21 protein-coding genes and 1 tRNA gene are annotated in these 23,793 nt (G+C 40.1%); 15 read left to right on the forward strand and 7 right to left on the reverse strand.

Annotation, left to right across the window (positions count from 1 at the left end):
* The first annotated feature begins 88 nt into the window (after nucleotides 1–88).
* The 4 genes from Q0993_RS01020 (at nucleotide 89) to Q0993_RS01035 (ending at nucleotide 4,163) form a co-directional block, all read left to right on the forward strand.
* Nucleotides 89–1,636 (forward strand): hypothetical protein, encoded by a 1,548-nt coding sequence (locus Q0993_RS01020; protein WP_299528942.1) that lies wholly within the window; start codon nucleotides 89–91, stop codon nucleotides 1,634–1,636.
* A 2-nt stretch (nucleotides 1,637–1,638) separates the two neighbouring features.
* Nucleotides 1,639–3,117 (forward strand): alpha/beta hydrolase, encoded by a 1,479-nt coding sequence (locus Q0993_RS01025; RefSeq protein ID WP_299528943.1) that lies wholly within the window; start codon nucleotides 1,639–1,641, stop codon nucleotides 3,115–3,117.
* A 19-nt stretch (nucleotides 3,118–3,136) separates the two neighbouring features.
* A complete protein-coding gene (locus Q0993_RS01030; RefSeq protein WP_299528944.1) occupies nucleotides 3,137–3,907 on the forward strand; it encodes a CPBP family intramembrane glutamic endopeptidase in 771 nt (256 codons plus the stop codon).
* Between the two features lie 181 nt (nucleotides 3,908–4,088).
* A tRNA-Val gene (locus Q0993_RS01035) sits at nucleotides 4,089–4,163 on the forward strand.
* 345 nt (nucleotides 4,164–4,508) lie between these two features.
* Here the strand turns inward: Q0993_RS01035 and Q0993_RS01040 are convergent.
* Both Q0993_RS01040 and Q0993_RS01045 read right to left on the reverse strand, forming a co-directional pair.
* Nucleotides 4,509–4,631, reverse strand: coding sequence for a hypothetical protein (locus Q0993_RS01040; RefSeq protein WP_299528945.1), 123 nt, complete (start codon nucleotides 4,629–4,631; stop codon nucleotides 4,509–4,511).
* A 15-nt stretch (nucleotides 4,632–4,646) separates the two neighbouring features.
* The gene (locus Q0993_RS01045) at nucleotides 4,647–4,886 is read right to left on the reverse strand and encodes a hypothetical protein (RefSeq protein WP_299528946.1); all 240 of its coding nucleotides are present in this window, start codon (nucleotides 4,884–4,886) and stop codon (nucleotides 4,647–4,649) included.
* A gap of 206 nt (nucleotides 4,887–5,092) precedes the next feature.
* Between Q0993_RS01045 and Q0993_RS01050 the strand changes: the two genes are divergently transcribed.
* The 3 genes from Q0993_RS01050 to Q0993_RS01060 all read left to right on the forward strand — a co-directional run bounded on the left by Q0993_RS01050 (nucleotide 5,093) and on the right by Q0993_RS01060 (nucleotide 7,701).
* Complete coding sequence (locus tag Q0993_RS01050; protein ID WP_299528948.1) at nucleotides 5,093–5,374, forward strand: helix-turn-helix domain-containing protein; 282 nt, start codon at nucleotides 5,093–5,095, stop codon at nucleotides 5,372–5,374.
* Between the two features lie 370 nt (nucleotides 5,375–5,744).
* Nucleotides 5,745–6,746, forward strand: coding sequence for a hypothetical protein (locus Q0993_RS01055; protein ID WP_299528950.1), 1,002 nt, complete (start codon nucleotides 5,745–5,747; stop codon nucleotides 6,744–6,746).
* A gap of 139 nt (nucleotides 6,747–6,885) precedes the next feature.
* A complete protein-coding gene (locus Q0993_RS01060; RefSeq protein ID WP_299528952.1) occupies nucleotides 6,886–7,701 on the forward strand; it encodes a hypothetical protein in 816 nt (271 codons plus the stop codon).
* 194 nt (nucleotides 7,702–7,895) lie between these two features.
* On the opposite strand, the gene Q0993_RS01065 is transcribed toward Q0993_RS01060, so the two are convergent.
* Nucleotides 7,896–8,207, reverse strand: a complete 312-nt coding sequence (locus Q0993_RS01065) for a hypothetical protein (protein WP_299528954.1) — start codon at nucleotides 8,205–8,207, stop codon at nucleotides 7,896–7,898.
* A gap of 256 nt (nucleotides 8,208–8,463) precedes the next feature.
* Here Q0993_RS01065 and Q0993_RS01070 point away from each other — a divergent pair, with 256 nt between their 5' ends.
* Entirely contained in the window at nucleotides 8,464–9,948 is a 1,485-nt protein-coding gene (locus Q0993_RS01070) for a hypothetical protein (protein WP_299528956.1), read from the forward strand.
* Nucleotides 9,949–9,950: 2 nt separating this feature from the next.
* Nucleotides 9,951–14,810 (forward strand): LPD38 domain-containing protein, encoded by a 4,860-nt coding sequence (locus tag Q0993_RS01075; RefSeq protein WP_299528958.1) that lies wholly within the window; start codon nucleotides 9,951–9,953, stop codon nucleotides 14,808–14,810.
* Nucleotides 14,811–14,861: 51 nt separating this feature from the next.
* On the opposite strand, the gene Q0993_RS01080 is transcribed toward Q0993_RS01075, so the two are convergent.
* The 4 genes from Q0993_RS01080 to Q0993_RS01095 all read right to left on the reverse strand — a co-directional run bounded on the left by Q0993_RS01080 (nucleotide 14,862) and on the right by Q0993_RS01095 (nucleotide 18,358).
* Complete coding sequence (locus Q0993_RS01080) at nucleotides 14,862–15,767, reverse strand: hypothetical protein (RefSeq protein ID WP_299528960.1); 906 nt, start codon at nucleotides 15,765–15,767, stop codon at nucleotides 14,862–14,864.
* Between the two features lie 234 nt (nucleotides 15,768–16,001).
* Nucleotides 16,002–17,444: a hypothetical protein gene (locus Q0993_RS01085; protein ID WP_299528962.1), complete on the reverse strand. Its 1,443-nt coding sequence runs from the start codon at nucleotides 17,442–17,444 to the stop codon at nucleotides 16,002–16,004.
* Between the two features lie 393 nt (nucleotides 17,445–17,837).
* Nucleotides 17,838–18,068, reverse strand: a complete 231-nt coding sequence (locus tag Q0993_RS01090; protein WP_299528964.1) for a helix-turn-helix transcriptional regulator — start codon at nucleotides 18,066–18,068, stop codon at nucleotides 17,838–17,840.
* A 56-nt stretch (nucleotides 18,069–18,124) separates the two neighbouring features.
* Nucleotides 18,125–18,358, reverse strand: a complete 234-nt coding sequence (locus Q0993_RS01095; protein ID WP_299528966.1) for a hypothetical protein — start codon at nucleotides 18,356–18,358, stop codon at nucleotides 18,125–18,127.
* 54 nt (nucleotides 18,359–18,412) lie between these two features.
* Between Q0993_RS01095 and Q0993_RS01100 the strand changes: the two genes are divergently transcribed.
* From Q0993_RS01100 to Q0993_RS01125, 6 genes are all read left to right on the forward strand, one after another.
* Nucleotides 18,413–19,051: a hypothetical protein gene (locus Q0993_RS01100; protein ID WP_299528968.1), complete on the forward strand. Its 639-nt coding sequence runs from the start codon at nucleotides 18,413–18,415 to the stop codon at nucleotides 19,049–19,051.
* A 269-nt stretch (nucleotides 19,052–19,320) separates the two neighbouring features.
* Nucleotides 19,321–19,587, forward strand: a complete 267-nt coding sequence (locus tag Q0993_RS01105) for a hypothetical protein (protein WP_299528970.1) — start codon at nucleotides 19,321–19,323, stop codon at nucleotides 19,585–19,587.
* A 202-nt stretch (nucleotides 19,588–19,789) separates the two neighbouring features.
* Nucleotides 19,790–20,962, forward strand: coding sequence for a hypothetical protein (locus tag Q0993_RS01110; RefSeq protein WP_299528972.1), 1,173 nt, complete (start codon nucleotides 19,790–19,792; stop codon nucleotides 20,960–20,962).
* Nucleotides 20,963–21,061: 99 nt separating this feature from the next.
* Nucleotides 21,062–21,973, forward strand: coding sequence for a hypothetical protein (locus tag Q0993_RS01115; RefSeq protein ID WP_299528974.1), 912 nt, complete (start codon nucleotides 21,062–21,064; stop codon nucleotides 21,971–21,973).
* Nucleotides 21,970–22,500 (forward strand): SLATT domain-containing protein, encoded by a 531-nt coding sequence (locus tag Q0993_RS01120; RefSeq protein ID WP_299528976.1) that lies wholly within the window; start codon nucleotides 21,970–21,972, stop codon nucleotides 22,498–22,500. The genes Q0993_RS01115 and Q0993_RS01120 overlap by 4 nt, the downstream gene beginning before the upstream one ends.
* A 242-nt stretch (nucleotides 22,501–22,742) precedes the next feature.
* The gene (locus Q0993_RS01125) at nucleotides 22,743–23,669 is read left to right on the forward strand and encodes a hypothetical protein (protein ID WP_299528978.1); all 927 of its coding nucleotides are present in this window, start codon (nucleotides 22,743–22,745) and stop codon (nucleotides 23,667–23,669) included.
* The last annotated feature ends 124 nt before the right edge of the window (nucleotides 23,670–23,793 follow it).

A 23,793-nucleotide genomic window follows, 5' to 3' on the forward strand; every position in this document is an offset into this window, starting at 1 on the left:
ATACGAACAATTCGGGGGTTTTGTCCAAGGTATTAAAACCTATAATTGTAACACGTTTTAAACTTTCATCAATCAAAAATCATGTTCTATGAAAACTTTTTTTCAATTGTGCTTAGGCGCACTTATTCTAATGCATTGCCTGGAGATCAAGGCCGAAAACAATAATTTAAAGATAACCAACCGAAATTCAAATAATCCAAAGGTTATGGTGGGCGACAAGCAAACCCAGTATAACATTCGAATGGACAAAGAAAATCCCGAGATAGCCCAAGTAAGTATTTCCCAATATCTGGAAGACGATATACTTTATATGGCTCCGGGTGCAAATCAGCTTCCCAGGAGATGGGCCACCTTTGTCCATAACCTTGAGGTAAGAGATGAAAATGGCCATGAAATTCCTGTACAAGAATTGGAAGATGCCCAATGGAAGGTGAACCATGAAATTGGTAAACAAGTAACCGTCACGTATGAAGTTGTTTTGGACCATGATGAACATCAATGGTCAGGCGGTCTGGACGGAGTGGCTTATAGAACGGATTGGGGGGTTTTCTATACAGGACGGGCCTTATTTCTTTTCAACGGGGCCAATGCCGAAGCAATAAATGTGACATTCGATATTCCGGATGATTGGAAGGTGACTACACCCTGGCAGGGAGTTCCCCATATAAAAAATTCGTTTTTGGCCATAAATCATTCAGATTTATCCCAATCCATGATTTTTGCTGGAACCCACGAGGAAATGTCGTTCAAAAGAGAAGGTTTTGAGCTCATTTTTGCTCTTGGCGGAAGTCAGGTGCTCTTAAAAAAGGACGAGTACGCCAGCCTTGCCCAAGGCGTATTGGACTACTACATCAGTTTGATGGGGGGGTTACCAAAACCACCCCCAAACAACCCATTCCAAAAAGCCATGGTTATTATCAATAACTCCAATATAACGGACGGGGAGGTAATCGGGAATAATATAAGTATTTTGATTGAAGAGGATGGGGGCCCAATGTCTCAAATGCTTTCGACCTTTATTTTTGCCCATGAGTTTTTCCATCTTTGGAACGGAAAATCTTTTGTGCCCGCAGCGGATGATACGGAGTGGTTCAAGGAAGGTTTTACCAACTATTATACGTTAAAGGCATTACATCATGTAGGCTTTTTGGATGACAATGCCTTTTTCGGGACGTTGAACAATTTGTTCTATCAACGTTATAATAACGATGACGGGCTCGGCAAGTTGTCCATGACCCAAGGAGAAGAAAAACACGCACATTGGGGATTGATATACGGAGGAGGGCTCTTCATAGGGATTTCCCAGGATATGTTGATTAGGAAGCACAGTGGCAATCAGAAAAGTGTGGATGACCTTTTGCGAGCACTTTACACCGAATTTGGAGGTACATCCCAGATGTATACTATTAAAGACATCCAAAGGATTCTCAACGATTTAAACGGTACCGACCAAACCAACTTCTTTAGGGACTACATTTTTGGAACGGAACGTATACCCATAGATGCATACTTAAAAATGGCTGGTCTAGATGCGAAAATTCAGGACGGAAATCTGACCATAGTTCAGAAAGGAGGACTAAGCTCCTTTGAGAAATCGATGGTTACAGGGATGTTGGGTTCAATAAAAGGCAAGTAATCTTGAAACCGCTTCTGGAAGTTAAAAAAAAGTATTTTTTTGGGGTCATAGTCTTGTTGAGCGCGATTTATGGTTTTGGACAATCTCCTTCCAGTTCCGTAGTAAAGATAAGTCCTCATACCATCAGGATTGATAATGGTACCCGGTATTCAGGTGAAATGGGTTATGTAAAAGTACCGGAATTCTATGCGGATGAACAAGCCCAATACATTGAAATTCCATTCTATAGAATTAAAACTACACATAAAAATCCACTACCGCCCCTATTTGTGCTACCGGGCGGACCTGGGGACAATCCATCCGTTTTGCAACAATTGGAAGATATCTTACCTATTTTAATTCCCTATAGTTTCCGTAGTGATGTGATTGTTGTGGAACAACGGGGCAACGGACTGTCTAAACCCAATTTGGTTTGTCCGGGGGCTTTTGAAATGCCGTTGAATAGACCTTTGGATATATCAAAATTTTCCAAAACGTATGTGGCTTACATAAAAAAGTGTAGTTCATACTGGCAAGAACAAAACCGAAATTTAAGAGGATATAACGTCCTGGAAATGGTACAGGACATCGAAATGGTACGCAAGGCGTTGTCCTATGAAAAAATAATGATTTTGGGGGGCAGTTTTGGAAGTCACCATGGATTGGCCTATTTGAAAGCACACCCAAATCGGGTGGATAGGGCCATATTTGATAGCCCGGAAGGGCTAAAGCACACTATAAAATTACCAAGTGAAGTAGACCGAATTTTAGAGCAACTCTCACAATTGGTGGCAAAAGATCCTGTTTTGTCCAAAAAGATACCTTCCTTCTTAAGCTTGGTAAAGGAAGTGCTACATGAGTTGGACAGAAATCCGGTTACGGAAACGGTAATTCATCCCATGACACAAGAAAAAGTGTCCATTGTTTTAGGGAAATATGATTTGCAGCTCATTACTGCGTTGGAATTGGGGAGAATGGGATATCGCGAACTACCCTTTCGTTATTTACAGATGAAAGAGAAAAACTTTTCCTGGGCGGCTAATTATGCGATCCATATCCGCGTGAACCAAAGGAAAAATTTAATGGCAGTACTAACAGATTGCGCGTCGGGAGCAACACTGGGTAGATGGAGGCAAGTAATTCGGGAAGGTAATGAGGCCATTTTAGGGGATGCACTTAATAACATAAATTTTATGGCCTGCCGTGAATTACCCCTTAGGGATATCATGGGAGAACCACAGTTTAACTGTGTTTCCGATGTTCCCATATTACTGATATCCGGGAGTCAGGATGCGAGAACTCCCCCTAAAAATGCACAAGAAATCATGTTAAACCATAGGAACATACGACTGTTGAACGTAGAATATGGTACACATGATCTATTCAGGGAAGTGTATGACCAACTCCGCCCGATAATGACCGGGTACTTTGCGGCGGAGCACCCTTTACAATATAAGGTCCCTAAGGAAATCTATGCGGACCTGGATTTTAGAATGGAATAGGGAGTAAAATGTTTGTGCCATGCTGAAAACTACGAGTTCAAAAGAAAAGAGGGAAATCATTGTATTCTCGGTTACCGTGATTATTATGAGTTCATTAGTATGCTATGTCTCTTATAAATCGAACAACCCAAACATCTCATTTTTATCGGTATTTGTACCATCAGCACTGGCGCTGGCGCTTACAGCAATTGCAAGCGGTGGAAAGGGCGTTTTTGAGTTGTTCGTTCAGCAGACCATTCGAAAGACCGCCCTGAAATGGTTTCTGGTTTCATTGATCGGAATTCCTATAGTTGCTTCATTGGCAATGCTTACTTCCCTGCAGTTTGACATTTCCAGGTTCCATTTAAGGACTACGCAATTACTGCCAGAGGTCATTGTGATAGTATTGATTGCAATTGGGGAGGAATACGGTTGGAGGGGGTACCTACTTCCCCGATTGATGAAAAATTTAAATGTTTTTCATTCAAGTTTACTACTAGGTTTCATTTGGGGGCTCTGGCATTTTCCTGCATATCTAATTGGAACGGGCGTTCCCCAAGAAATGGAGTTCCTTGTATTTTTGGTTTGGGTTATTTTGGGAACGCTCTTTATAAGCTGGATTTACTATTATACAAGAAATGTGCTGACCGCTATATTTGTCCATATTAGCGCGAATGCCGCTTTTAACTATTTGCCCATTTTACCCGAGTTTAGTGGAAGCATGGACGCGTTTTGGGGGTTAGTTCTTTATTTGACGATCCTAATACTTGTCGTCTACTATTTTGGCCGAAAGGATTTAATGAAGGCATAATATGTAACTAGTGAGATTAAGATGGATTTTGGTTTAGGTCGATGCAAATTCTAGGCTTTGGATTAGGGAATTTGTTCGGCCTTCTTTTTTCGTATTTTTTCTTTTGGCCGACAAAAAAACTATAGTATATTTGCACCCGCCTGAAAGCCATTGCATATAGTAGTCAACAGGCGATATTTTAGGGCTCTTAGCTCAGTTGGTTCAGAGCACCTGCCTTACAAGCAGGGGGTCACTGGTTCGAATCCAGTAGGGCCCACTTGATTTTCAAAGAGTTACATATTTTTAAGAATGTAACTCTTTTTTGTTTGCATAATATTTGCATAAAATCCCTTAATTAAACAGGTTTCCCTAGTTCGTTTAAAATCAAAGACCCGATACCTTATGTACCGGGCCTATGAGCCATTCCCTTGGCATGTTCACCTATCCCTTGGATAGCTTTACCGCATGCTGCTGATACTTGTCATAAAGGACCATCGACCTTTGCTTGAAGCTCCAATCCTTTTTAGCAATCTTTCTGAAAACCTTGAACAGTTTTTTGCTTCTTGATTGCTTTTCGTCTATCCCGAACATCTGGCCCAACGGTGCCGTGTCGCTAACGTATTCATCGCAAGGCCAACCAGCCCTGAACAGATGTTCGGTCAGCTGGAACTGTATTTATGGCCATTTCCAGTATTTTCTCTTTGTAAGTATCCCTTGTCTGATTTATCTTTTCGGTTCCGGTCATGATGATATATTTGAGTTAATAATTTGTCCTATTGAAATGTGATACCATTATCAAGGTTTCCAATAGACCGTCAAGGGCATCATAGTGGCGCATGACCCGCTCCCTTGACATTTGATCGTTCGAGCTTTCGCTCTTCAGATAGGTATTGAACATTTCCTTTAAAGATTCCTTTAGGCTTTCGGCGTTCGTCCTGTTAAGGAGCATGTCCAGTGTTTCCTGTGCGGTCGGCATCGGGTGTACGGTCGTTTTCTTCATAGTTCTCGATTTTAAATGTTTATGATTAATATTACGTTACTTACTAGGCAGTTATGATAAATATATCTGTCAGGTATTTAAATATATTACAAATATACTTGAAAAGTATTTTATTGAATCATTCAATCATGTTAAAATAAAGTTAAAATATATCTAATAGGTATAATATCTTAATATTTACTATCTTTGAAGTATATTCATGATGTATGTATAGGATTAAGGAATTGGCCAAGGAACGGCACATGACATTGAAGGACTTGGGGCATCATATTGATGTTGCCCCCAATACTTTGAGCCGGATTATCAGTGGGGAGAATACTACGATCGAGATGCTGCAAAAGATAGCAGGATTTTTGAACGTAGAGCTACGGGAACTCTTCGTCAGCAACGAGACAACAGGATTTATAGAGCATTTAGGAACAGTTCATAGGATTAAATCGCTTGCAGACCTGGAGCGATTGGTCGAGTCCATCAAGAATAATGGATAGCGATTTTCCTTTTAAGGGGCGGCAACTACAAAAAATGACTATCCGATTTTTGGTTCAGGCGCAAATAGTTAGACCGAATCGGTGTCGTTAAGCTGCGGGGAAAAAGTCAAAAATCTAAAACGATGAGGGCGTGAATCGTACCCCGTGGGTCTGGGGAATCCGTTTTCCTTTTGGGGCGTATCGTCCTAAATACTGTATAGGGTCCCGGACACCTGATTATATATCATGCCACAAAAATTACCCTAGACCCTTATTTGTCTGGGGTGGTAGAAACTTCCGTCGATAACCTCAAAGATCCCTTATCTTAGTTCTCTACACATAAAATATATATGTCATATAATCCATATTCTTAAGTTAGCGAATATCATAAATGGACGGGAAGAAGTCAACAAATAAATGGAAAACTGGACTGCTTAAGACAGGACTGCCCTTGGAATATGTGACTTCAAATATCCTAAATAATATAGGGCATGAAATCTTCGGCGAATATCCCTATATCAGACCCAATGAAAGTAGAGAGTTAAAAGAGTTTTCAGTTGATTTAAGGACTTGGAAATGTTTAGATGACAATGACAAATTAATAATACTTTCTATGCTAGTCGAGTGTAAATATCGACAACCAGGAACTTCTTGGATTTTCTCACCATATCCCAGTGATAGTTATCCAATAGGAATTCTAAACTCGACTGAGGACTTAGTTCCTGTAAGAATTGAGTCTAAATCTGTTTGGAAATTTGAAAGGTCAATTGGTTACTGCATAGGTGGAGTTGAATTGACGAATGATGGCGGTGGCAATACTAATGGAGCGAAACACGGTATCTTTCAACTCAGATTTGCTATGCCAGTATTTGTTCAAAATGACTATGAAAATGCACTTGAATCTAATTGGTCAGAAGGTAGATTTATTGACTTATCTTGTGGAGTTTTAGTTACTACGGCTGATATACGTGTTATCAAACCAAATTTGGATTTAAAGGATTTTAATCTTGCTTCTGACTTAGATGATGTTTCAGAATTAAAAGAAGCGATTATATTAAACGAAAAAGCCGGACCTCAATTACAGGAGTTTGCCGACTCACTAGCAGATGAATTAATTGAAAAACATCCTGAACTTGAACAAAGATTATCGGATATTGACAATGTTTTGATTGGCAAAGAATGGAAAAACAGAACTGCACCGGATATAGACACAATCAAAAGAAGTATAGGTTATAGCACGGAAAGAATATTAATTATTAATGAAAAACACTTAGGGAAAACGATTAAAAATTTGGAAAAGGCTATTATTAAAGATATCAAGAAAGAAAAGGTATATGGAAAGGTGATTGAAACGAATGATGGTTTTAAAATCACTAAGCTTTCCAATAAATAATTTATGTTCCCATTGGGTATAATTCACCTCTGTTCAGCCAACTTACTTAAAAAATACTACATTAGGATTATAGAAGAACAAACAGCTCGATTTCACCCCTGATGGGGTGAAATCATATCCGAGAGCTTTAGGCTTAAACATGAAAAAAGGAAAACCGAAATACAACCCCATTGATTTACTTGTTGAAAGGTTGGCGGAAAACTTTTCCAAAGTAAAGGACTTTGACAAACTACTGGAATCGGAAGAAGGGAATAGACTTTTCCACTGGATAATTACATCAATATCGGAAATGGAAAACTTTCAGACCTTGTTTCTCAATTACTATATTCCATCCGCCAACAAATCAATAGCTGACAGTTGGGCTCAAATCTCAAAATCCAGATACAAACATTTATTGAACATTTCAAAGGAAGACTTAAAAGAAAACCTTTACGAAACCATTCGGCTCGGATATGTTGGGCTTTTTCATAAATACGAGTCATATTTAAAAGCGTTGGTAAATGCTACAAACTCTATTCTACAAGAACTATATGAGGAAAACGATCTTTTAAGTATTGAGGATTATTGCAAAAAGAAATACAACTTAAATATTCTCAAGTCTCACGATAGATTTGCAATAACAAGTAGAGTCAACTACATATCAAATTGTGTTAAACATTGGGATGGATTTCCGGTAAAGGAACCTATTCATCCTGAATTTCTAAATTGTAATCGTAATGAAAAAATCAAAATCGAAAAGGAGATTTTCAAAGATGACATAGATAGTTTAAAGGCGCATTGTGAATTATTGATGTCCCAAATAATAACCGTCGGATTTAGACAATACCTTGATCTTGATTACGAAACAATCAAAAAAAGTTTGAAACCTGAATTAAAAGAAAGCGTCGAAACAAAACAAAAGTTGGAAGAACTGATTAAAAATTTTGATCTCATTCTATCAGACTTTGTAAAATGAATATTTTGCTTAACAAGTGCAACTGCGTATAGCTTAATGGAATCCAAAAAGAATGCGAACATATCGTATTTGTACAATATCATTTTTCCTTTCTATGGTAACTTACAACATATGAGTAGTTCGATTCCCGGTGTTTTTTTGGGTCAACCGCATTTAGAATTTTGATTCCTGGCTAATGATATGTATGGGCCGAATCACTTCCTTTTGATATTATAGCGAATCATGTATTGGTCAAGGTCCTCCTTCAGGAGGATATAATCACGCGAGCCCTTAGGCTTATTGGCCTTGAGTTTTTTTCCGGGCGTGTTGTTCTTATGGTTCCGGATGTGGATTCTTAGGGTGTTCTCGGATCTGCCGACATACCTTGATGCCGAACTGACATTGAATACCTCCTGTTTATCCAGCTTTTTTTTATTGGCGTATTCATCCATTTTTCGAACGATTAATTCAAGGAATTCATCATCGATCTCTATTATATCGCTGGCCTTTAATTTGATTATGCTCATTTTGGTATTATTTTAAGTCCACCAGGCAGGTCTTAAACATTGAAATGAGGGTAAGGTACCACGCTAATGTAATGATTTTTCTTCCCCATGTAATTACCGTTCTCTATATTGATTATCAATTTAATTGATTAATTTTACATATGTAATCAATTTTTCTTATCATGAATAATTTATCGCTTCCCCTCGCTCAACCAAAACACAACGTCAACCCTGACCTTTTTGGTCAATATGCATTTAACCTCAACGTAGTTTCGTGATGGCAAGGCAAGGAAAATATGCGGCCTATCAGCAACTTAGAGCGCCAGAGGATAACATTTCAAGGGACATCCAGTATTGGAACCAGGATAACCTGATACGCCAGGAGGAACAACGGCAACAGGAACAATTTCAGTTCCGACAGGATCAAGCGGCCCAGGACAGGAAACAAAAGCTTTACGATAAGTATGTAAAGCCTCTCAACAATTTCCAGACCGCTTCACAATCTTTGAACGAGGTAAAGGGCCGCTTGCTGCAAAGCGCAGTTGAGGAATATGTGCCGTTGATGGAAATCATAGAGAACCCAAAATCCAGTAGGGAAGATGTCCTTAAGGCCCAACTTCGATTGCAGAACATCAACAACCTTCCGGAGAACCTGAAGACGTTCACCGATTTTTATACAAATCAGCACAACTCTTACCTAAAAGGTGTTACGGAAGGGACCATATATAAGAACGAGGAATATGAAAAAGCCTTTGCAAAGGGATTCGAGAATATCCAGTTGGGTTTGGACGAACAGGGCCTTCCCGTCGTGGCCTTTGTAGATAGGGACGGTGACGGTTTGGCAGACGACCCCCAGGGAGCCCTATTGGACTTTCAGACGTTCGATCAGACCCAGAGGGCGATCCCTTCTTTTGATTTTCAAAGAAAGTTCGACTTCGAGGGTTACATCAGGGATGTTGCCGAAAATTTGGCCATGAAGGAGGAAAAAATTGAAAACGGGGTTGTAACGACCCATACCAAGGGAGCAAATCTGGAGGCGCTTGACCTGGTAACAGACCGACTCTTCAATCTCCCTGGGAGAACAGAGGCCGCATTAAGGGACTATAATCTGGAGGGCACGGATGAAAACATGTCGAAGATCAAGGATGATTTCAAGAAATCCGTCCTAGCACTTATCGATACCAAGATCACCAAGGAAATCGACCATACCGCCATAAACCAGGCCCGTGACGATGCCAGGGCGGCCAAAAAGGATGGGCTAAAAAGGCCACGGCTTTCAGAACCGGTGACGCCGACAAACGACATCTGGGACTTTGCGGCCACCAATATCGATCCCGATAAGGTCAACGCCATAGGAGTACAGGGGGTGACCCTGCCAACGGTAAGGGCACGCGACGGAAAGACATACAGTAATGCCAAGGTCAGGAGCTATACCTATAACGAAAATGGGGAAATGGTCCTTGATGTGGTCGTTGCCAAGACAAAGACGATCACTAAGACCGATTATGGCGAATTGGAGGAAAGGGCCGATTCAGGGGATGAGGAGGCCAAGAAAGAATTGTTACAGGCCCAGCTTCTCGGAACAGGAGGCGCAAAGGTCACGATACCCGGTACGAACGAACGTGTCTCGGTAATCGTATCACGGGAGGACGAGGCGTTCATCCATAGGGAATTGGGCCAGACAATCGAAGAGGGTCGAAGTAGGGCTTACAAAAATGAAGCGCCAAGGGAGACGAAAAAAAGAACGATAGAAGGATTCTAATCATGCAGCAACCTAAACCCCGGGGCAAATCAAGGCTTCTATACGATGCTGTGTCGGACAGCTATGATGTCGGTACCTTCGAGGAATTCAATTCCAAATTGCTTGATCCTAAAAAACGAAGGGCATTCTATAACGGTGTAAGCCAAGAATTTGAATTGGGTACGTATGAAGAGTTCGAGACCAAGCTTTTACCTTCATTAAAAAAAAAAAGCTCCGATTCTTCTCAACGTATCTTGGCAAATCAAGAATCGGTATCTCCCTCGCCTACGGAAAATATTTCTTCGGATACTTCAGAACCTGAGAGGACGGCACTGGAAAAAGGCCTGGACTTCGCAAAAGACCTTTTCAGTTTAAGGATGGCCCAGGGCAAGGACGCCCTTGAACATCTCAAAGCAGCGTCCATGGAAACATTGGCAAGCTTTTCCGGAATACCCAATTTCATCAACAAGATAAAGTTCAATACGACCCTTGGAACGGCAAAACTTTTGGGGATCGAAGGTGCCGAGGATTTTGAACAAAGGGTGAACGATTTGCCCGAGGTGGAGAGGGAAAAGCTCATCGGCCAATTGGAATCCGCAAACAATACGATATCGGGTGCCTTAGGACAGGTGTCGGCGGCCGAGCAGAACTATCTGACCGATGTATCGGAGGAAATCCGCGAAAAGACAATACAATACGAAGGGAACATCCTTGACGATATAAGGGAGGGCCGTGTGGAACAGGCAGCTGCCAGGGTAGCGAACGGGGCGGCAGGGAGTATCCCCTCCATTATAATGGCGGCGATGCCCGGGGGGATATTGGCAATAGGGGCCGGGGCCGCATCACAAAAGCAGGAACAATTAGATCGCGAAGGCGAGGATCTGGATACCAATAGCATACTGAACTCATTGGTAACGGGAACCGCGGAAGGTGTGTTCGAAAGTGTTACCGCAGGGCTTTTGAAACCATTGAAAGGGGTATTGAAGGGCAACAGGGAACTGGCCAATCAGTTTTCCGAAAGCTTCACGGGCAATATGCTCAAATCGGTGGGCCTGGAAGCCTCTAGTGAGGCAATGACCGAAATAACCCAGCAGTTATCGGACGACCTATTCTATGGAAGGGAAGATAGAGAAGAGGAAATAGATGCCCTGGCCAAGTTCAAAGGAGTGGAAAAAGGAAGCCCGGAGTATGATAAGATTGCTGAGAGCGTCCGCTCTACTGCTGCTAACCGCTTTTGGAAGAACGTTGCCGATGCCGCCTTGGTCGGGGGCATTACCGGTGGGGGCATTTCGACCGTTACCCTCGGGGCCGCACGGGTAATGGACAACGACTCCAAAAAACAGGTCAAGGAAATTGATAAGACCATTTTAGATATCGATGCAGACCTTCAGCAGGACATCCCTGAGAACATCAAGGAATCTCTAAGGGCCACAAAGGACAAGCTGGTCTCAAAGAAGGGCGATATGGAACTTTCGGCATACGAAAGGTTCAAGTCGTTACCCAAGGAGGAAAGATTGAAGCTGGGAGATCTGGAATCCAAATTGGAGGCAATCCGAAAGGAACATGACCAGATAAAGGAGAACCCCGACATATCGGAAGATTCAAGAAAGATGTTGTTGGCCGAAAGGGTAGAGGAGGCCAAAAAGCTTTTGGATAAGAAACTATCGATTGCGGAGAACCGGTCTGAAGTCCAACAGAAAATTTCAAGACCCGAGGTTGAAAATCCTCAGGCCGTAAAAGCAAATGAAAACAACGTTCAGCCCGAAAGCGAGGGAGCGGTCAAGGATGATGTCCCGGCAAAACAAAAAGGGCATCTTGCACAGCTGAGGTCAAAGGAATTGGAGGATGAACGGATAGCCTTTGCAAAACGGCCATCGAAATCCGGCCCGAAGAAGCTCAATGAGATAATCGCCAATGTGGGAAAGGACCTTAAGGCCACCCTGATATATGGCAAGACCCCGGGAAGAAGGGCCGCTGGATCATTTGATCCCTCCAATAGCCTTGTAAAGATCGGAAGGGCCGGTGACCTTGACACGGTCGCACACGAAATCGGCCACTTGATAGACGACCGATATGATATCGTAGGGAACTCAAAGGGAAAGGATATCCAGGCCCAATTGACCTCGCAATTGAAATGGTTCTCGGACAGGGGGGGCTCCAATCCGCCCTCGGACTTTAGCGCCGAAAGAAAGAAGGCCTATCTCCAAAGGGAGGGAATGGGCGAGTTCATACGGGCGTATATAGCCAATCCTGAAGTGGCCAACAAGGTCGCTCCCGAGCTCTTTTCACATTTCGAGAGGACAGTTGACCAAAGGACATTGGACATTCTGAAGCAATTTTCGGAGGACTACCTCGATTTTGCAAATGCCAGCTATGGCGACCAAATTCTTTCCAATGTGGACAATAGTCTGTTGTCCGAAAAAAAGGGGTTCAAGGAATGGCTGGACGGGTTTCGTAACGAGGACGGGAACCTGAGCATCAATTTCTTCGACCGGTTCCAGGCAAATTGGACCAATTCCATGGCCATTCCCAATAAAGTCTTCCGTTACGTAAACGATCTTAAGGGCAAAAGTGAAATCCGGCCCGAAGAGAATTTTGAGATGATGTCAAGGCTCTTCGCCGGAATAAACGGGAAGATCAACAGCATCCTTGCAAATGGCCTGGTAGATGGGAAAGGCAATATCATCAAGGATGATAAGGGCCTGACCATGAACGTTGAGTACCTGTTGGAAGCCTTGGACCATACGGATCAGAGTACGCTAAAAAAGGAGATGGACGAGGTAATTAAGTTCCTTATAGCCGAAAGAACAGTGGAATATGCCAAGAGGTTCGAAAGGTCCGACAATCTAACGGGCATCGGGGCGGGCATATTATCAGATCTTGAGATTTCCGAGGGCCATCTGAGGGATTTTGAGGAACTATCCGTTAAAGACCAAGAAAAATATACCCGAATCAAGGAATCCGCCAGGCGTTACAGGGCCTTTGCGGATGCCGGGCTGAGATACTCCCTGGACAAGGGGCGTATCTCGCAAAAGGACTATGAGCTCATAAAGTCCTCAAACCAATACTATGTTTCCCTGGCACGGATCGAAGAGATATCCCCGGGCGAAGAGCTTTTGCCGTTCCTTTCCGAAACCGGAAAGATAACCTCGGTCAGGGATGTCGTAAAAAAGGCGAAGGGCGGTTCCAGGGCCATCCAAAACCCATATCAGTCCCTTATACAGAACACGGTAAAGATCATCAAGGAGTCCGACCGGAACGAGGTAATGGCATCCTTCGTGGAGCCCCTGTCCAATAATAGGGACATTGGCGAAGGCCAACAGTTAGATTTTTCCAAGGTAGCCAGAATCGTTGCATCCGGTGAAAAGAACAGTATCAAGGTCTTCGTCAAGGGCGAACCTCAACGGTGGCAGTTCAGCCAGGAGATTTATGAGGCCCTTAAGGGGCTGGAGGGAATAGCGCACAACAGACTTTTTGATCTACTTGCCAAGCCCGCGGACCTTATAAGGTTCACGGTCACGAACTTTCCTGTGTTCGCGGCAAGGAATGCATTTAGGGATACCTTTTCAAGGCTTATAGTGTCGAGGTCCAATGGAACAATAAGGGACCTGCTGCACAATGAGCGGGACAAAAGGATGTTCGAACTGTTCGGGGGCAGCCAGGCCGGTTTTTATCTGACCAACAAGGAGGCCTACAAGGAAGTCATGAACCAGGCGGTGAAGAATCTCGCCGGCAAGGGCGGTGCGATCTTGGACCCAAGAAAATTATCCTATAACCGGTATCGGAACTTTCTACAGAAAAGCGAAAATCTCAATAGGGTAGCGGAGTACAGGTCCGCATATAGAAAGGCAAAAAGGGAGGGAATGGACGATTACAACGCGGGGCTTTACGCCGCTTATCAGGCAAGGGACCTGATGGACTTTGCCGTTGCCGGCAACTACATGCAGGTCATAAACAAGCTGGTGCCGTTCAGCAACGCCGGTGTCCAGTCCATCAAGCGGTCCGTAAAGGGATTAAAGGAGGATCCCGGAGGTTTTGCCCTGAAAATCGTCCTGTACACCGTTCTGCCCCAAATCGCATCCAGGGCCCTTGTTTCGGCCATGGGGGACGATGAGGAATATGAGGAACTGCCCGATTGGCAGCGCGACCTTTTCTGGAACTTTAAGACCCCCTTGACCGGCGACCTCTGGATCTCCCTCCCCAAACCCTTTGAACTTGGGCTTCCCTCATCCTTGTTGGACAGGGCCTATAGCAAGGTAAAGGGGAACGACGATGCATTTGACGGAGCATGGGTATCCGCATTCAAGGCCATGATGCCCTTTGACGAGGCGGCGATGCTGGGCTCCCTGAAGCCATTGGTCGAGGTCTCCACCAACTATGATATGTTCAGGGACCGTGAAATAGTTCCTTACTATGAGAAGAACAAGGACATTGCGTTTCGGAGCGGCACGAAATATGCCTCCCGAATCGGCCAAGGGTTGACCAAAGCCTTTGGCCTGTTAGGGCTACAGGTGGATCCCCGTGGCATAGACCACGTAATCAACGGGTATACCACATATTTCGGTAAATTCCTCCTGGCCATCGGGGATATCGGCCGTGAGGACTCCAGGAACCAGTTGGATTTCACCAAGACCGGATTTGCTAGGGGAATGCCCGTTGGCTCGGCAAAATCGGTAAGGAAGGCATTAAACCTGGCAAGGAGCATGGGCGTCGAAAACAGGAAGAACATAAAGGTATTGAAGGGAATGGTAAAAGCCTGGTACGAGCTCGAGGATCCCGAGAAGAAAAAAATCCTGTCCGAACAGATTTATGGATACTCAAGGCGCTTGATACCAGCCCTCAAACAGCTGAAAAAGAAAAAATTGGAAACTGCAAAAGATTAGATTTTGAAAATTTAAATTAGTCTTCTTTTTTAACCATCAACAATCTTAAAATCATTCGAAAGGTTGTTTTAATTCTATTGTCAAGTTGTTTATCCTTGGATTATTTTTATCCAATTCTTCCATTAGTTTCTCGGTAAATACGAAGATTAGGTTTTTACCATCGATTTTGAATCTTTCTTTTACAGTTTTTCTAAGGATTATAATGTTGTAAATCATGCATGTGCAAAGCCTCGTGATTACTAAATCCCGTTCAGGATTTAATGTGGAGGTTTGTATTTTTCTGGTTCTTTGCTTTTTATCGATAGTTTGGTAAGAAATAGATCCTTTTAGATCGACATGAACGGCATTATCAACATTACCAGGAGCCACCGCATTAAATTCCTTAAGAAATGGGAACAGTTTCAGACCGTGTTTGAAGGAATTAAGTTGTTCTCGATTTTGCGTTATTTCGCTCCCCAGATATTTAAGAGCGGTTTGAATCATTTTAACGCTAATTTGGATTTCTTTCTCTTCCGGCAGTTCAAAAAGATCTTTGTAAAAAAGGTGCCTTAATACAGAACAATGATATTCCTTATCTTCATTTTTCTTACTGTATTTAACACTCCATTTAAATGCATCAAACCTGCCTTTACTTCCATTGACAAATTTGTTTAAATCCCTATAGTATGGTTTCTTCTTGGAAAGGTTATTCAGTATATTATCATCTTGCAATCGCTGCTTATGGTCCGGCAAAAGACAAAACATCAACTCGAAAAGCGTATCTATTGTCCATAAACAGGTCATTCTTATTTCCATCATTATGGAATTCCTGAAATCCTCGATATTATAGTGATAAATCCCTTTCACAATTTTTGCAATTGCTTCCTCGTCTAGATTGAGAAGGTGCTCATTAGCATTTTGCTTATAGTCGAAATAATTCAGTTGGAACTGATTATAAAAGTCTTGTGAAGTAAACATTTTTTCAATTTAAATGATGGACTGACAACGCTAGACCGTGATAATAGATACTTAAAATAGTTGCTAAGGAATTGGCTTAAAAGGTAACTTCAAAACATTGGAAACTTAAAAATCTGTCGTTCCTGTTGAAACCCCCTGAGCTCGTGAGTATGTTTTTTCTTTTTTATATAGCGAAACCTTATATAAGCGAATCCGAATACCTGTATATATGTCAAGTTTTAAAAATAAACACCTTCATCTTCCCAAATTGTATTTGTACCTAAAGGCATCTATGAACTGAAAGATAAGATATCCGATCAAGATTCGGAACAGATTATCGACGACCAAAACCAGATTATAATACCCGGCACTGTCGCTGCGGCATTCCTCCAGTAGGTCGGTAAAAATGCTCGTTCTGTGCGTGGGGTTTATCAACTGAACGAAAACGCCCCATTTTTCAAGATATAGATCTCGGCATTCAGTTGGTGCAAATGCATAGAATAAAAGGAATTGGACGACAAGGGCCGTCAAAATCCAGAGCAATGGCCTTCCGACAGATAACCCGAATAAATTGGAATAGTAAGAAAGACCCAACGGCAGGTTTCTTTTTCTGTTCTTAAAATACCATATCTTCTCGTAGGACTTGAACAACTTTTCATTTGGCACATCCTGTTTGGTACTATAGTGCTGTTTTATTTTTATGATAATGTTCTTTTTTTCTTCTGGTCTATCGGCATGAGCTTCTATACCATAATAAGACCAATTGATCTGGTTCAAATGTATTTGTTCCAAATCGTTATCTTCAAATTGAATGGTCGAATGTGCCTTTCGAGGAGTATGGCCAAAAAACAAAAATCTACGATTGCTAGGCTTGGCCTCAAGATTAAGATAGTCCAGCGACAATCTTTCGATAGTGTTATCGATTATTTTCAATTTACCACTGGTTTCCAAGTTAAGTCTAGAAAGTCCAAAATTGACACTGCGATTGCCGTTGTAACTCAATTGCCCAATAGAAGATCTTGAAACTGAGGTATTATCAACAATAGTGTCCTCAACAGATAGATATTGGAATTCGGAGTTTTTAATAATCAATTTTTTGATCGAATTAATATTGACAAGACTGCATTTTTGGCATTTGCAACGTGAAATTTCGAAGGTTCCATAATTTGAACGATGGATACTGCTCAAGGGGCGTAATCTTGTCAATTCGATTTCCCCGAAATTCCCGGAAAGGAAAAATGCATCACAGCGCAGATCATCGATTCTAAGATATTTATACTCGCCATTTATCCCTATTGTACTAATACCATTGGATTTGGTTATTGATAAGCCAAAGACATCATTAAATTCAGATTTTACGTTTAATTTATTTTTAAATGTCTCCCTGCCGATTCCCTTGATATTGAACTGAATGTCACCTACCGAATCGGGCTTTATTAGAAGACTTGCGAGTAATGAGTTAGAAAAATGCAAGTTCAAAGACCCGGGGATATTACGGTCTACGATACTTTCCAAATCCAAAATCAATGTAATGGACGGACGGTTTTCGACCTTGGCAACTACGTAGGTGAACGTTAACCTAAGCCCTTTTTCCTCAATACTATGGGTGAACGAGGCCCTATCGATGTGCCTCAACGCCAATTTCTTTTTGTTGAGGTCACTACAAACGTCGGGTGTCAGTAAGTCCGTTAACTCCAAAACATTATTTTGGTCAGTGAAACATTAATTACATATCGAATATAGCGGTAAAAACCGAGATCTTGGAGATGCCTAGTTCAAAGAATAGGGTTTAAGATGTGGAATTGTCGTCAATCAGGTAATGCCAGTGCTCTTGTAAATTGTCAATCCCAAATCGTTTGGAAGACCTATTGCATCCCAAAGGGCTATTGCAAATGTGGAATTCTGAACCTACCTACCCAAAACATAATAATTTAGGGGTGGTCACATCATTGGTCATTGCCTTTGATTTATCCAAAGTTGTATCGGAAAACTGGAACATGGCGAGATTATAGAAGCCCGTTATCGCATAGTTTTATGAAAGTGACGAAATTGGGCAGGTGATGGAAACAAACGCTCTCTTACATGCGCCAATCAAGGTTTTGGGGAGTGTTTCAGGAATATCCCGAGGTTCAATACGTTCGATAGCTTGATCGCGGTGCTTAATAGGACATCCCCGGCCTTATGGTTCTCTATCTTGGAGATATTGGCACGTGTCACCCCGCTTTCCCTGCTCAAAAAACGTTGGCTGATACCATATTTGACCCTCGTATGTTTAAGGTAGGAGCCGAAATCCTCGAACTCCTCCAATTCCTGGTCGATCATTGGTAATTGAACTTTGTTTACAAAGATACCGATCAATTAAGGGCCCTCCAAAAATATCAGATTTCCAACCTGCCAACATATTTTTCCATACAATGCCCGTGGGCGAAAACGTTCTTGCTCTCTATCTTGCTGGTTTTGGGATTCAAGATTACCTCAACAAAGAATTTGTCAATGGCATATAATTGGTAATCGGCCTCCTTGGTCTTTTGGTTCGCAACGAAATGGCCTACCCTCCAAAGGGTATTCCATTGCACTTCTTCAGGTAATATGTTGTATTCGTAGATTCCCATTGAGTCGACTAAGTTTTCTAAATTTAGCAAAATCAACTTAACATATTAACAACGATGACTGAGGAAAAAATGGATATTGAACCCGATGAGGTCAAGTATCGCGAAATAAAACAGCTAGAAAAGTTTGGAGAAAGTCGGACCCGATGGTCTCAGGAAGCACTCAAGCAGATGACATATATAAACAGCCTCGTAATCACTTTAGCTGTCGGCTTCATTGCCTTTGCCTTTGAATATTTGAAAGAAAGGGATATCCAGGCAACAATGGAAATATTCAGTATAGACCTTAAATTGACTCTTTATTGTAGCTCTGTCCTCCTAATGTTATGGTCCGTTTTCTTAGGAATTCTTGGAGCACATAACAGAGCAATTTACTTTAGAAAAACTAGGGATATAAATATTATAAGACATAGGGTATATAGGTTTTGGAAAGCATTTCTCAAAGAAGGAAGTTTTGATGAAAAAAAATGGTACGAAAGATTAGGACTGCAGTTTAGGAGCACCCCGAAGATTAATTTCGATGATTGTTTAAATTATGGCAGAAATCAACAGTACAAGGATGACCTTGAAAGGGATTTCGATAAACTAAGGGAATATCGTTCGGATTTGGCGGACATGTCTTGGAGAAGATTGAATTGGCAGATATCTATTTTCTGTTTAGGGCTAACGGTATACTTTTTTGCTTTACTGATGTAAATTTCGAAAAAACATTGCTGGTCAAGTTAGGGATGATTGACCTCATTATCTATGCCAAGATTGTTTTCCTTTTAACTCTTTCCTTTTGTATTTTAAGTACGCTTTAGGTATGTTTCCAGTTGAATTTGCATATAGTAGCACATGAGGATTGGTTTGATGTAATTAATATAATGAACCATCAAATCAGAAAACTCTCTATCCAAATGAACGATTGTTTCCCTGGACATGTTAAAATCCAAATCCGTTCCACTTTTATTTGGATTATATCCATGAAATATACTCTCTACCTATCCAAACTCATAAAGATGCGAGGTATTCCCAATCTTACATTGGAGCAGTACCAGAGAACAATGAACGTGGTCTCTTTGGAGAACAGGATCATGGGGATTATAAAGGCAAGAAAAAAGATTGAAGGTGCCAAACATTCCGGTCAACTTGATTATCTGATATATCTGGAAGGGAGGAAGTTGGCCGATTTAACGGATAATATGCCGGAAAAGGATTTTTGGGAACGCCTTCTCAACTCCGAAGCATAATTGGGAGAGATTGTTCCATTTCAATCTAATCCTTTAAATAAAAATAGGAAAATACACCTGTATACCAAAGAACTATCTTTCGGTTTTGATATATTTTATATTTGAATAATCTGATCTTTTGTAAAAATAAATACTACAAAAAATATAATTTTAACAGGGATCGATTATTTTTAGTAAGTCAATAACCATCTAATCAATCAAAATGAAAGAAAGAAAATGGTCTATTTTATTTGGTATTGTACTCATGCTTTTTAGTTGTCAATCAAGTAAGACAACTGTTCAAAAGGTAGTAACAAAGGTTTCAGACCCATTTAAAGATTATACTGTCTTATCAATACCTAGGGAGAATCTTCCTTTAGGAGCAAATTGGATTCAAGGAATTGGACCATCGGAATCCGGAAAAGGAAACATTGATTTAACTAATAAAAAATCACTATCTACTTTTAACTTAAGTCAGGAGTTTAAAAACAAATTAGGTCTTGCGTTATTCAGTTTTATTGGCATTGATGAACAATACCAACGAAAGGTTAATCTTGAAATTCAAAAAATGAGTATTGTTAGGCCAAGTAGCATTACAGATTTAGGATTAATACCCGGGAAATCATTCCTATTCGAAGGAATAATAATAGAAGACTTTTCAATGAAATATGACAAGGGTTTGGGCATTGATTTAGAAGCAAAAATAGAAACGAAATTAGACAATATTGACGTAGAAGGGAATTTTGGGAATACTAAGAATATTTCGGTAAAAGGCGAAAACGTGTTTTTGGCCTATAGAGTATTAAAGGTATTGGATGTTAAAAATGAAAAAAAAGAAACGGTCAAATCTTCAACAAAAGATAACTCTTTTTACACGTGGAATTTCTCTAATTATAAACTAACATATAATAAAACTAATTTGAATAATTGTTTTCTCACTAAAATGAGAGATCGTAACCATACGTATTTGGTTTCCGAATCCGGGAGATATGGTTATGAAGGTGATGTTGCGGCAAATGATTATTTTGATTGCTTTGATACTTTCGGTTTCTATTTTGACATATCATCTGAAAATATTTACGCCAACAATGGTAATTTATTTGAATCTAAACTTTATTTAAACCTAGAAGATTTTAATGGTAGTATTAAAAGTAGAACAGGCGACACTTTAGAATTTGTTATAATAGATAAAAGGATTTTTTTGTATGAGAATCTACTCAATGATGAATTTATTCAGGACTTCATTATTATAGACAAGTTTAGCTTGGAACCTTATTTAAAAGACACTAGTAGAGGTAAGAATTTAATCGCAATTGGAAATGACAATCAAATAAGCATTTTTCGTAATAGAATAAGGCTTATAACCCTAGAATCGCCAAATGCTCCTGGTTATTGAAAACTAGAACCCAACAATGGCCATAAACCCTGGCTCTTTGCCAAAAAAGTAATTTAACCTATTCAAATAAGTTAGTTGTAACATAAGATTACTTCAAGAATGATGCATAATCAAATCAAATATAGTTTTGATAATTATTTAAATAGCCTAAATAAATGTTATTCTGAAGAAGTACAACATTTACTGCCAAATATAAATGATTTCCCTAATGCCATTATTAATGCATTTGAAAAGAAAGAATTTAGTACAATATTAGAATTTGGACGGAATCAATCCGATCAATTCATGACTTCTGTTTGCAATAGAATAGTGGGCATACATAATATCCAAATATCGAGAAGAAATAAAACTGAATTAGACGTAAACAAGACTTTTAAACTTATTTCAGCGTCAATTACTGGGATACCTTCGAATTCAACGATTTCCTCGGTTGGCTCGCAAGGGTTTCTTTCTATCCCTCTTTTTAAATTTGAAGAGGAAATAAGAAATCTCGAATTTATTAGATTTCATATATGGTCACCTAAACTTGAAAAATATATTGACCCTAGAACTAGAGATTTGTTCTCTATCCATTCTCATAGATTTCACGCACAAAGTTGGATTATTACTGGTGAATTAGTTAATCAAGATTACAAGGTTAACAGAAAATCAGAGAACGCTAATAGCGCATTATTCGAAATTATATATAATGAAACCTTAAACAATGTCAACCAACATCAATCAACAGCAAGAAATTCAGGGAAATATATTGAAGTTAAAGAGCTGAGAAAATCGATTTTCACAAAAAATGATACTTACGAAATACAACAAGGCGAATTTCACAAATCATCGCAAAAAAACGACCTTATGACGAGTGCAACATTTTTCTCATTTTATTTGAATAACGAACAATTGGGTCAGTCCGAAGTAACAGGGCCAATTGACATAACGGAATCAAAAATCAACAGAAAAATGTATATTGAACCTCGCGAGTTCTTGAGGGAAATAGAAGAATCAATTGATGCCGAATGACTGAACAACAAAAAAATATGCTTCTTGACTGGATGAGAAAAGTCCACCAACTAGAGTATGCACATAGATATGAAAGTCTTTTCTGGGGAAAAGTTCATTTCTGGGTTGGTCTTGGAGCGTTTGCTCTTTCATTGTTTATTGCGTTCTCCTTCAGATTTCCTTCAGTAGAATCAGAAGAGTATGACGAATTGTTTTGGATTCTTAAGCATTCAAATTTTGTTGCTGTAGCATCGACAGTGGTGGCCTTGTTAGCAGGCTATCAGACATTTACAAAGCCAAGCGAAAAATCAGAACTACATAAAATTACCGGAAGTAATTATGAAAAATTGAGGCACAATATAGAGATGGTTTTAACATCAGAATTCAATGAAATAGAGTTTAAAAAGGACCTCGAATCAATAAAACTTGAATGGGACAGTTTAGATGCAATTAATGTTGATCCGAAATTTTTTAAGCAAGGAAAAGACATGGCTAAATCTTTCAATAAATATCCAGAAGAATTAGGCTTTTTACCAGCTCAACAATAGTGAATACTACGTCGAACTATTTCTATAATCAACTATACCTTGACAATAATAGGCCCAGTAAGTTCCTTACATTAGTAAGAAGCCTATTTGCATTCTTTCTTCCTGTATGAAATCCCAATCCCGCTCTTTAGCACAAACAGATTATAAGTAAATTCTGATCTTTTACAATTTCTTCACTTACGATATATTAATAAATTAACAAGAATTTAATATTTTTAGTAGGTAACCAAAAACCAACTAGGATGAAAAATTTAATTATAACAAACTTCGGACTAATCTTCTTTATTAATCTCATATATGGACAAACCGAAAAAAGTACATATGTGCCTATAGATCCAATGCCTGTGAGGATAATTGTCGATAATTCTTATGATTATACCAATAAGGATATCCTTGAATTACTCCCTGATGAAACGACAAAGTTTGCTTCAAGGGAATTAAACACTGATATTGACGGAGGTTACATGAGTTTTGTTTCCGCATCAAGTAAAGACGATAAATACGAGGTCATTTTTGATTGGATAAAGTATAGTTCCGTAAATGCATTGGCAATTCACAATGGAAAGGCAGAGCTTATCTTACAACCCGAGGATCTTATGAAGACAACTACGGTCAAAAACATAAAAGGTGAAATCTTCCTTCAAAAAAGCGATTCCCTAATTAACTCGATTTCAGATAAGATTCCAACCAACAGCGATATAGTAAAAATTGTAATGGGCGTTGGAGTCAGAATGATCGCTAAATTTGTAACCAAGAAAAGAAATGTTAGCATTCCAGATATTTTAGGATTGGCAGTAGCAGCTTCTAATAACAAAATTGAAGGTAGCCTTGAAATAAACACTTTAGGGATAACTGGCGAATCAGTAACTTCATTAATCCCATTGCCCACAGAAATAAATAAGGGCTCCATTCAAAACCTGTTATCAAATGTCGCGGCAATTAGAGAAAAAATATATACAATGGAGAAAAACAAAGAGGATTTTCTCAAAGTGATGGTGACTCCCAGGATTATTGGCTTTCAAAACCTTTCTTCAACACCGTATACTCCAAATCAGATATCTTCTTATCTATATAAAAAAATCCCCTATATGTTAATAAAAGGGGAATCTACCGACGCATTAGGCAGTACTTTAATGGAGCTTCAAAAAAGGTTGGGTATACTTCAATAGCTAAACTGAAATCGACAAGCATCAGAATAAACTACGCCCAAAACTTTCATAGAAGCACATTCAGGCTGGCTCCTTTTAATATTATAGTTCAAACTTGCAAGAAAATAAACCTATTGGCCAAAGA

Origin of the sequence: Ulvibacterium sp. (assembly GCF_028285715.1) — a bacterium.
In the GTDB taxonomy this organism is placed as follows: Bacteria; Bacteroidota; Bacteroidia; order Flavobacteriales; family Flavobacteriaceae; genus Ulvibacterium.

Coding starts and splice junctions, on each gene's coding strand:
- Q0993_RS01020 (WP_299528942.1), top strand. CDS start 89: ATGAAAACTTTTTTTCAATTGTGCTTAGGCGCACTTATTCTAATGCAT.
- Q0993_RS01030 (WP_299528944.1), top strand. CDS start 3,137: ATGCTGAAAACTACGAGTTCAAAAGAAAAGAGGGAAATCATTGTATTC.
- Q0993_RS01040 (WP_299528945.1), bottom strand. CDS start 4,631: ATGACCGGAACCGAAAAGATAAATCAGACAAGGGATACTTACAAAGAG.
- Q0993_RS01045 (WP_299528946.1), bottom strand. CDS start 4,886: ATGAAGAAAACGACCGTACACCCGATGCCGACCGCACAGGAAACACTG.
- Q0993_RS01050 (WP_299528948.1), top strand. CDS start 5,093: ATGTATAGGATTAAGGAATTGGCCAAGGAACGGCACATGACATTGAAG.
- Q0993_RS01055 (WP_299528950.1), top strand. CDS start 5,745: ATGGACGGGAAGAAGTCAACAAATAAATGGAAAACTGGACTGCTTAAG.
- Q0993_RS01060 (WP_299528952.1), top strand. CDS start 6,886: ATGAAAAAAGGAAAACCGAAATACAACCCCATTGATTTACTTGTTGAA.
- Q0993_RS01065 (WP_299528954.1), bottom strand. CDS start 8,207: ATGAGCATAATCAAATTAAAGGCCAGCGATATAATAGAGATCGATGAT.
- Q0993_RS01070 (WP_299528956.1), top strand. CDS start 8,464: ATGGCAAGGCAAGGAAAATATGCGGCCTATCAGCAACTTAGAGCGCCA.
- Q0993_RS01075 (WP_299528958.1), top strand. CDS start 9,951: ATGCAGCAACCTAAACCCCGGGGCAAATCAAGGCTTCTATACGATGCT.
- Q0993_RS01080 (WP_299528960.1), bottom strand. CDS start 15,767: ATGTTTACTTCACAAGACTTTTATAATCAGTTCCAACTGAATTATTTC.
- Q0993_RS01090 (WP_299528964.1), bottom strand. CDS start 18,068: ATGATCGACCAGGAATTGGAGGAGTTCGAGGATTTCGGCTCCTACCTT.
- Q0993_RS01095 (WP_299528966.1), bottom strand. CDS start 18,358: ATGGGAATCTACGAATACAACATATTACCTGAAGAAGTGCAATGGAAT.
- Q0993_RS01100 (WP_299528968.1), top strand. CDS start 18,413: ATGACTGAGGAAAAAATGGATATTGAACCCGATGAGGTCAAGTATCGC.
- Q0993_RS01105 (WP_299528970.1), top strand. CDS start 19,321: ATGAAATATACTCTCTACCTATCCAAACTCATAAAGATGCGAGGTATT.
- Q0993_RS01110 (WP_299528972.1), top strand. CDS start 19,790: ATGAAAGAAAGAAAATGGTCTATTTTATTTGGTATTGTACTCATGCTT.
- Q0993_RS01115 (WP_299528974.1), top strand. CDS start 21,062: ATGATGCATAATCAAATCAAATATAGTTTTGATAATTATTTAAATAGC.
- Q0993_RS01120 (WP_299528976.1), top strand. CDS start 21,970: ATGACTGAACAACAAAAAAATATGCTTCTTGACTGGATGAGAAAAGTC.
- Q0993_RS01125 (WP_299528978.1), top strand. CDS start 22,743: ATGAAAAATTTAATTATAACAAACTTCGGACTAATCTTCTTTATTAAT.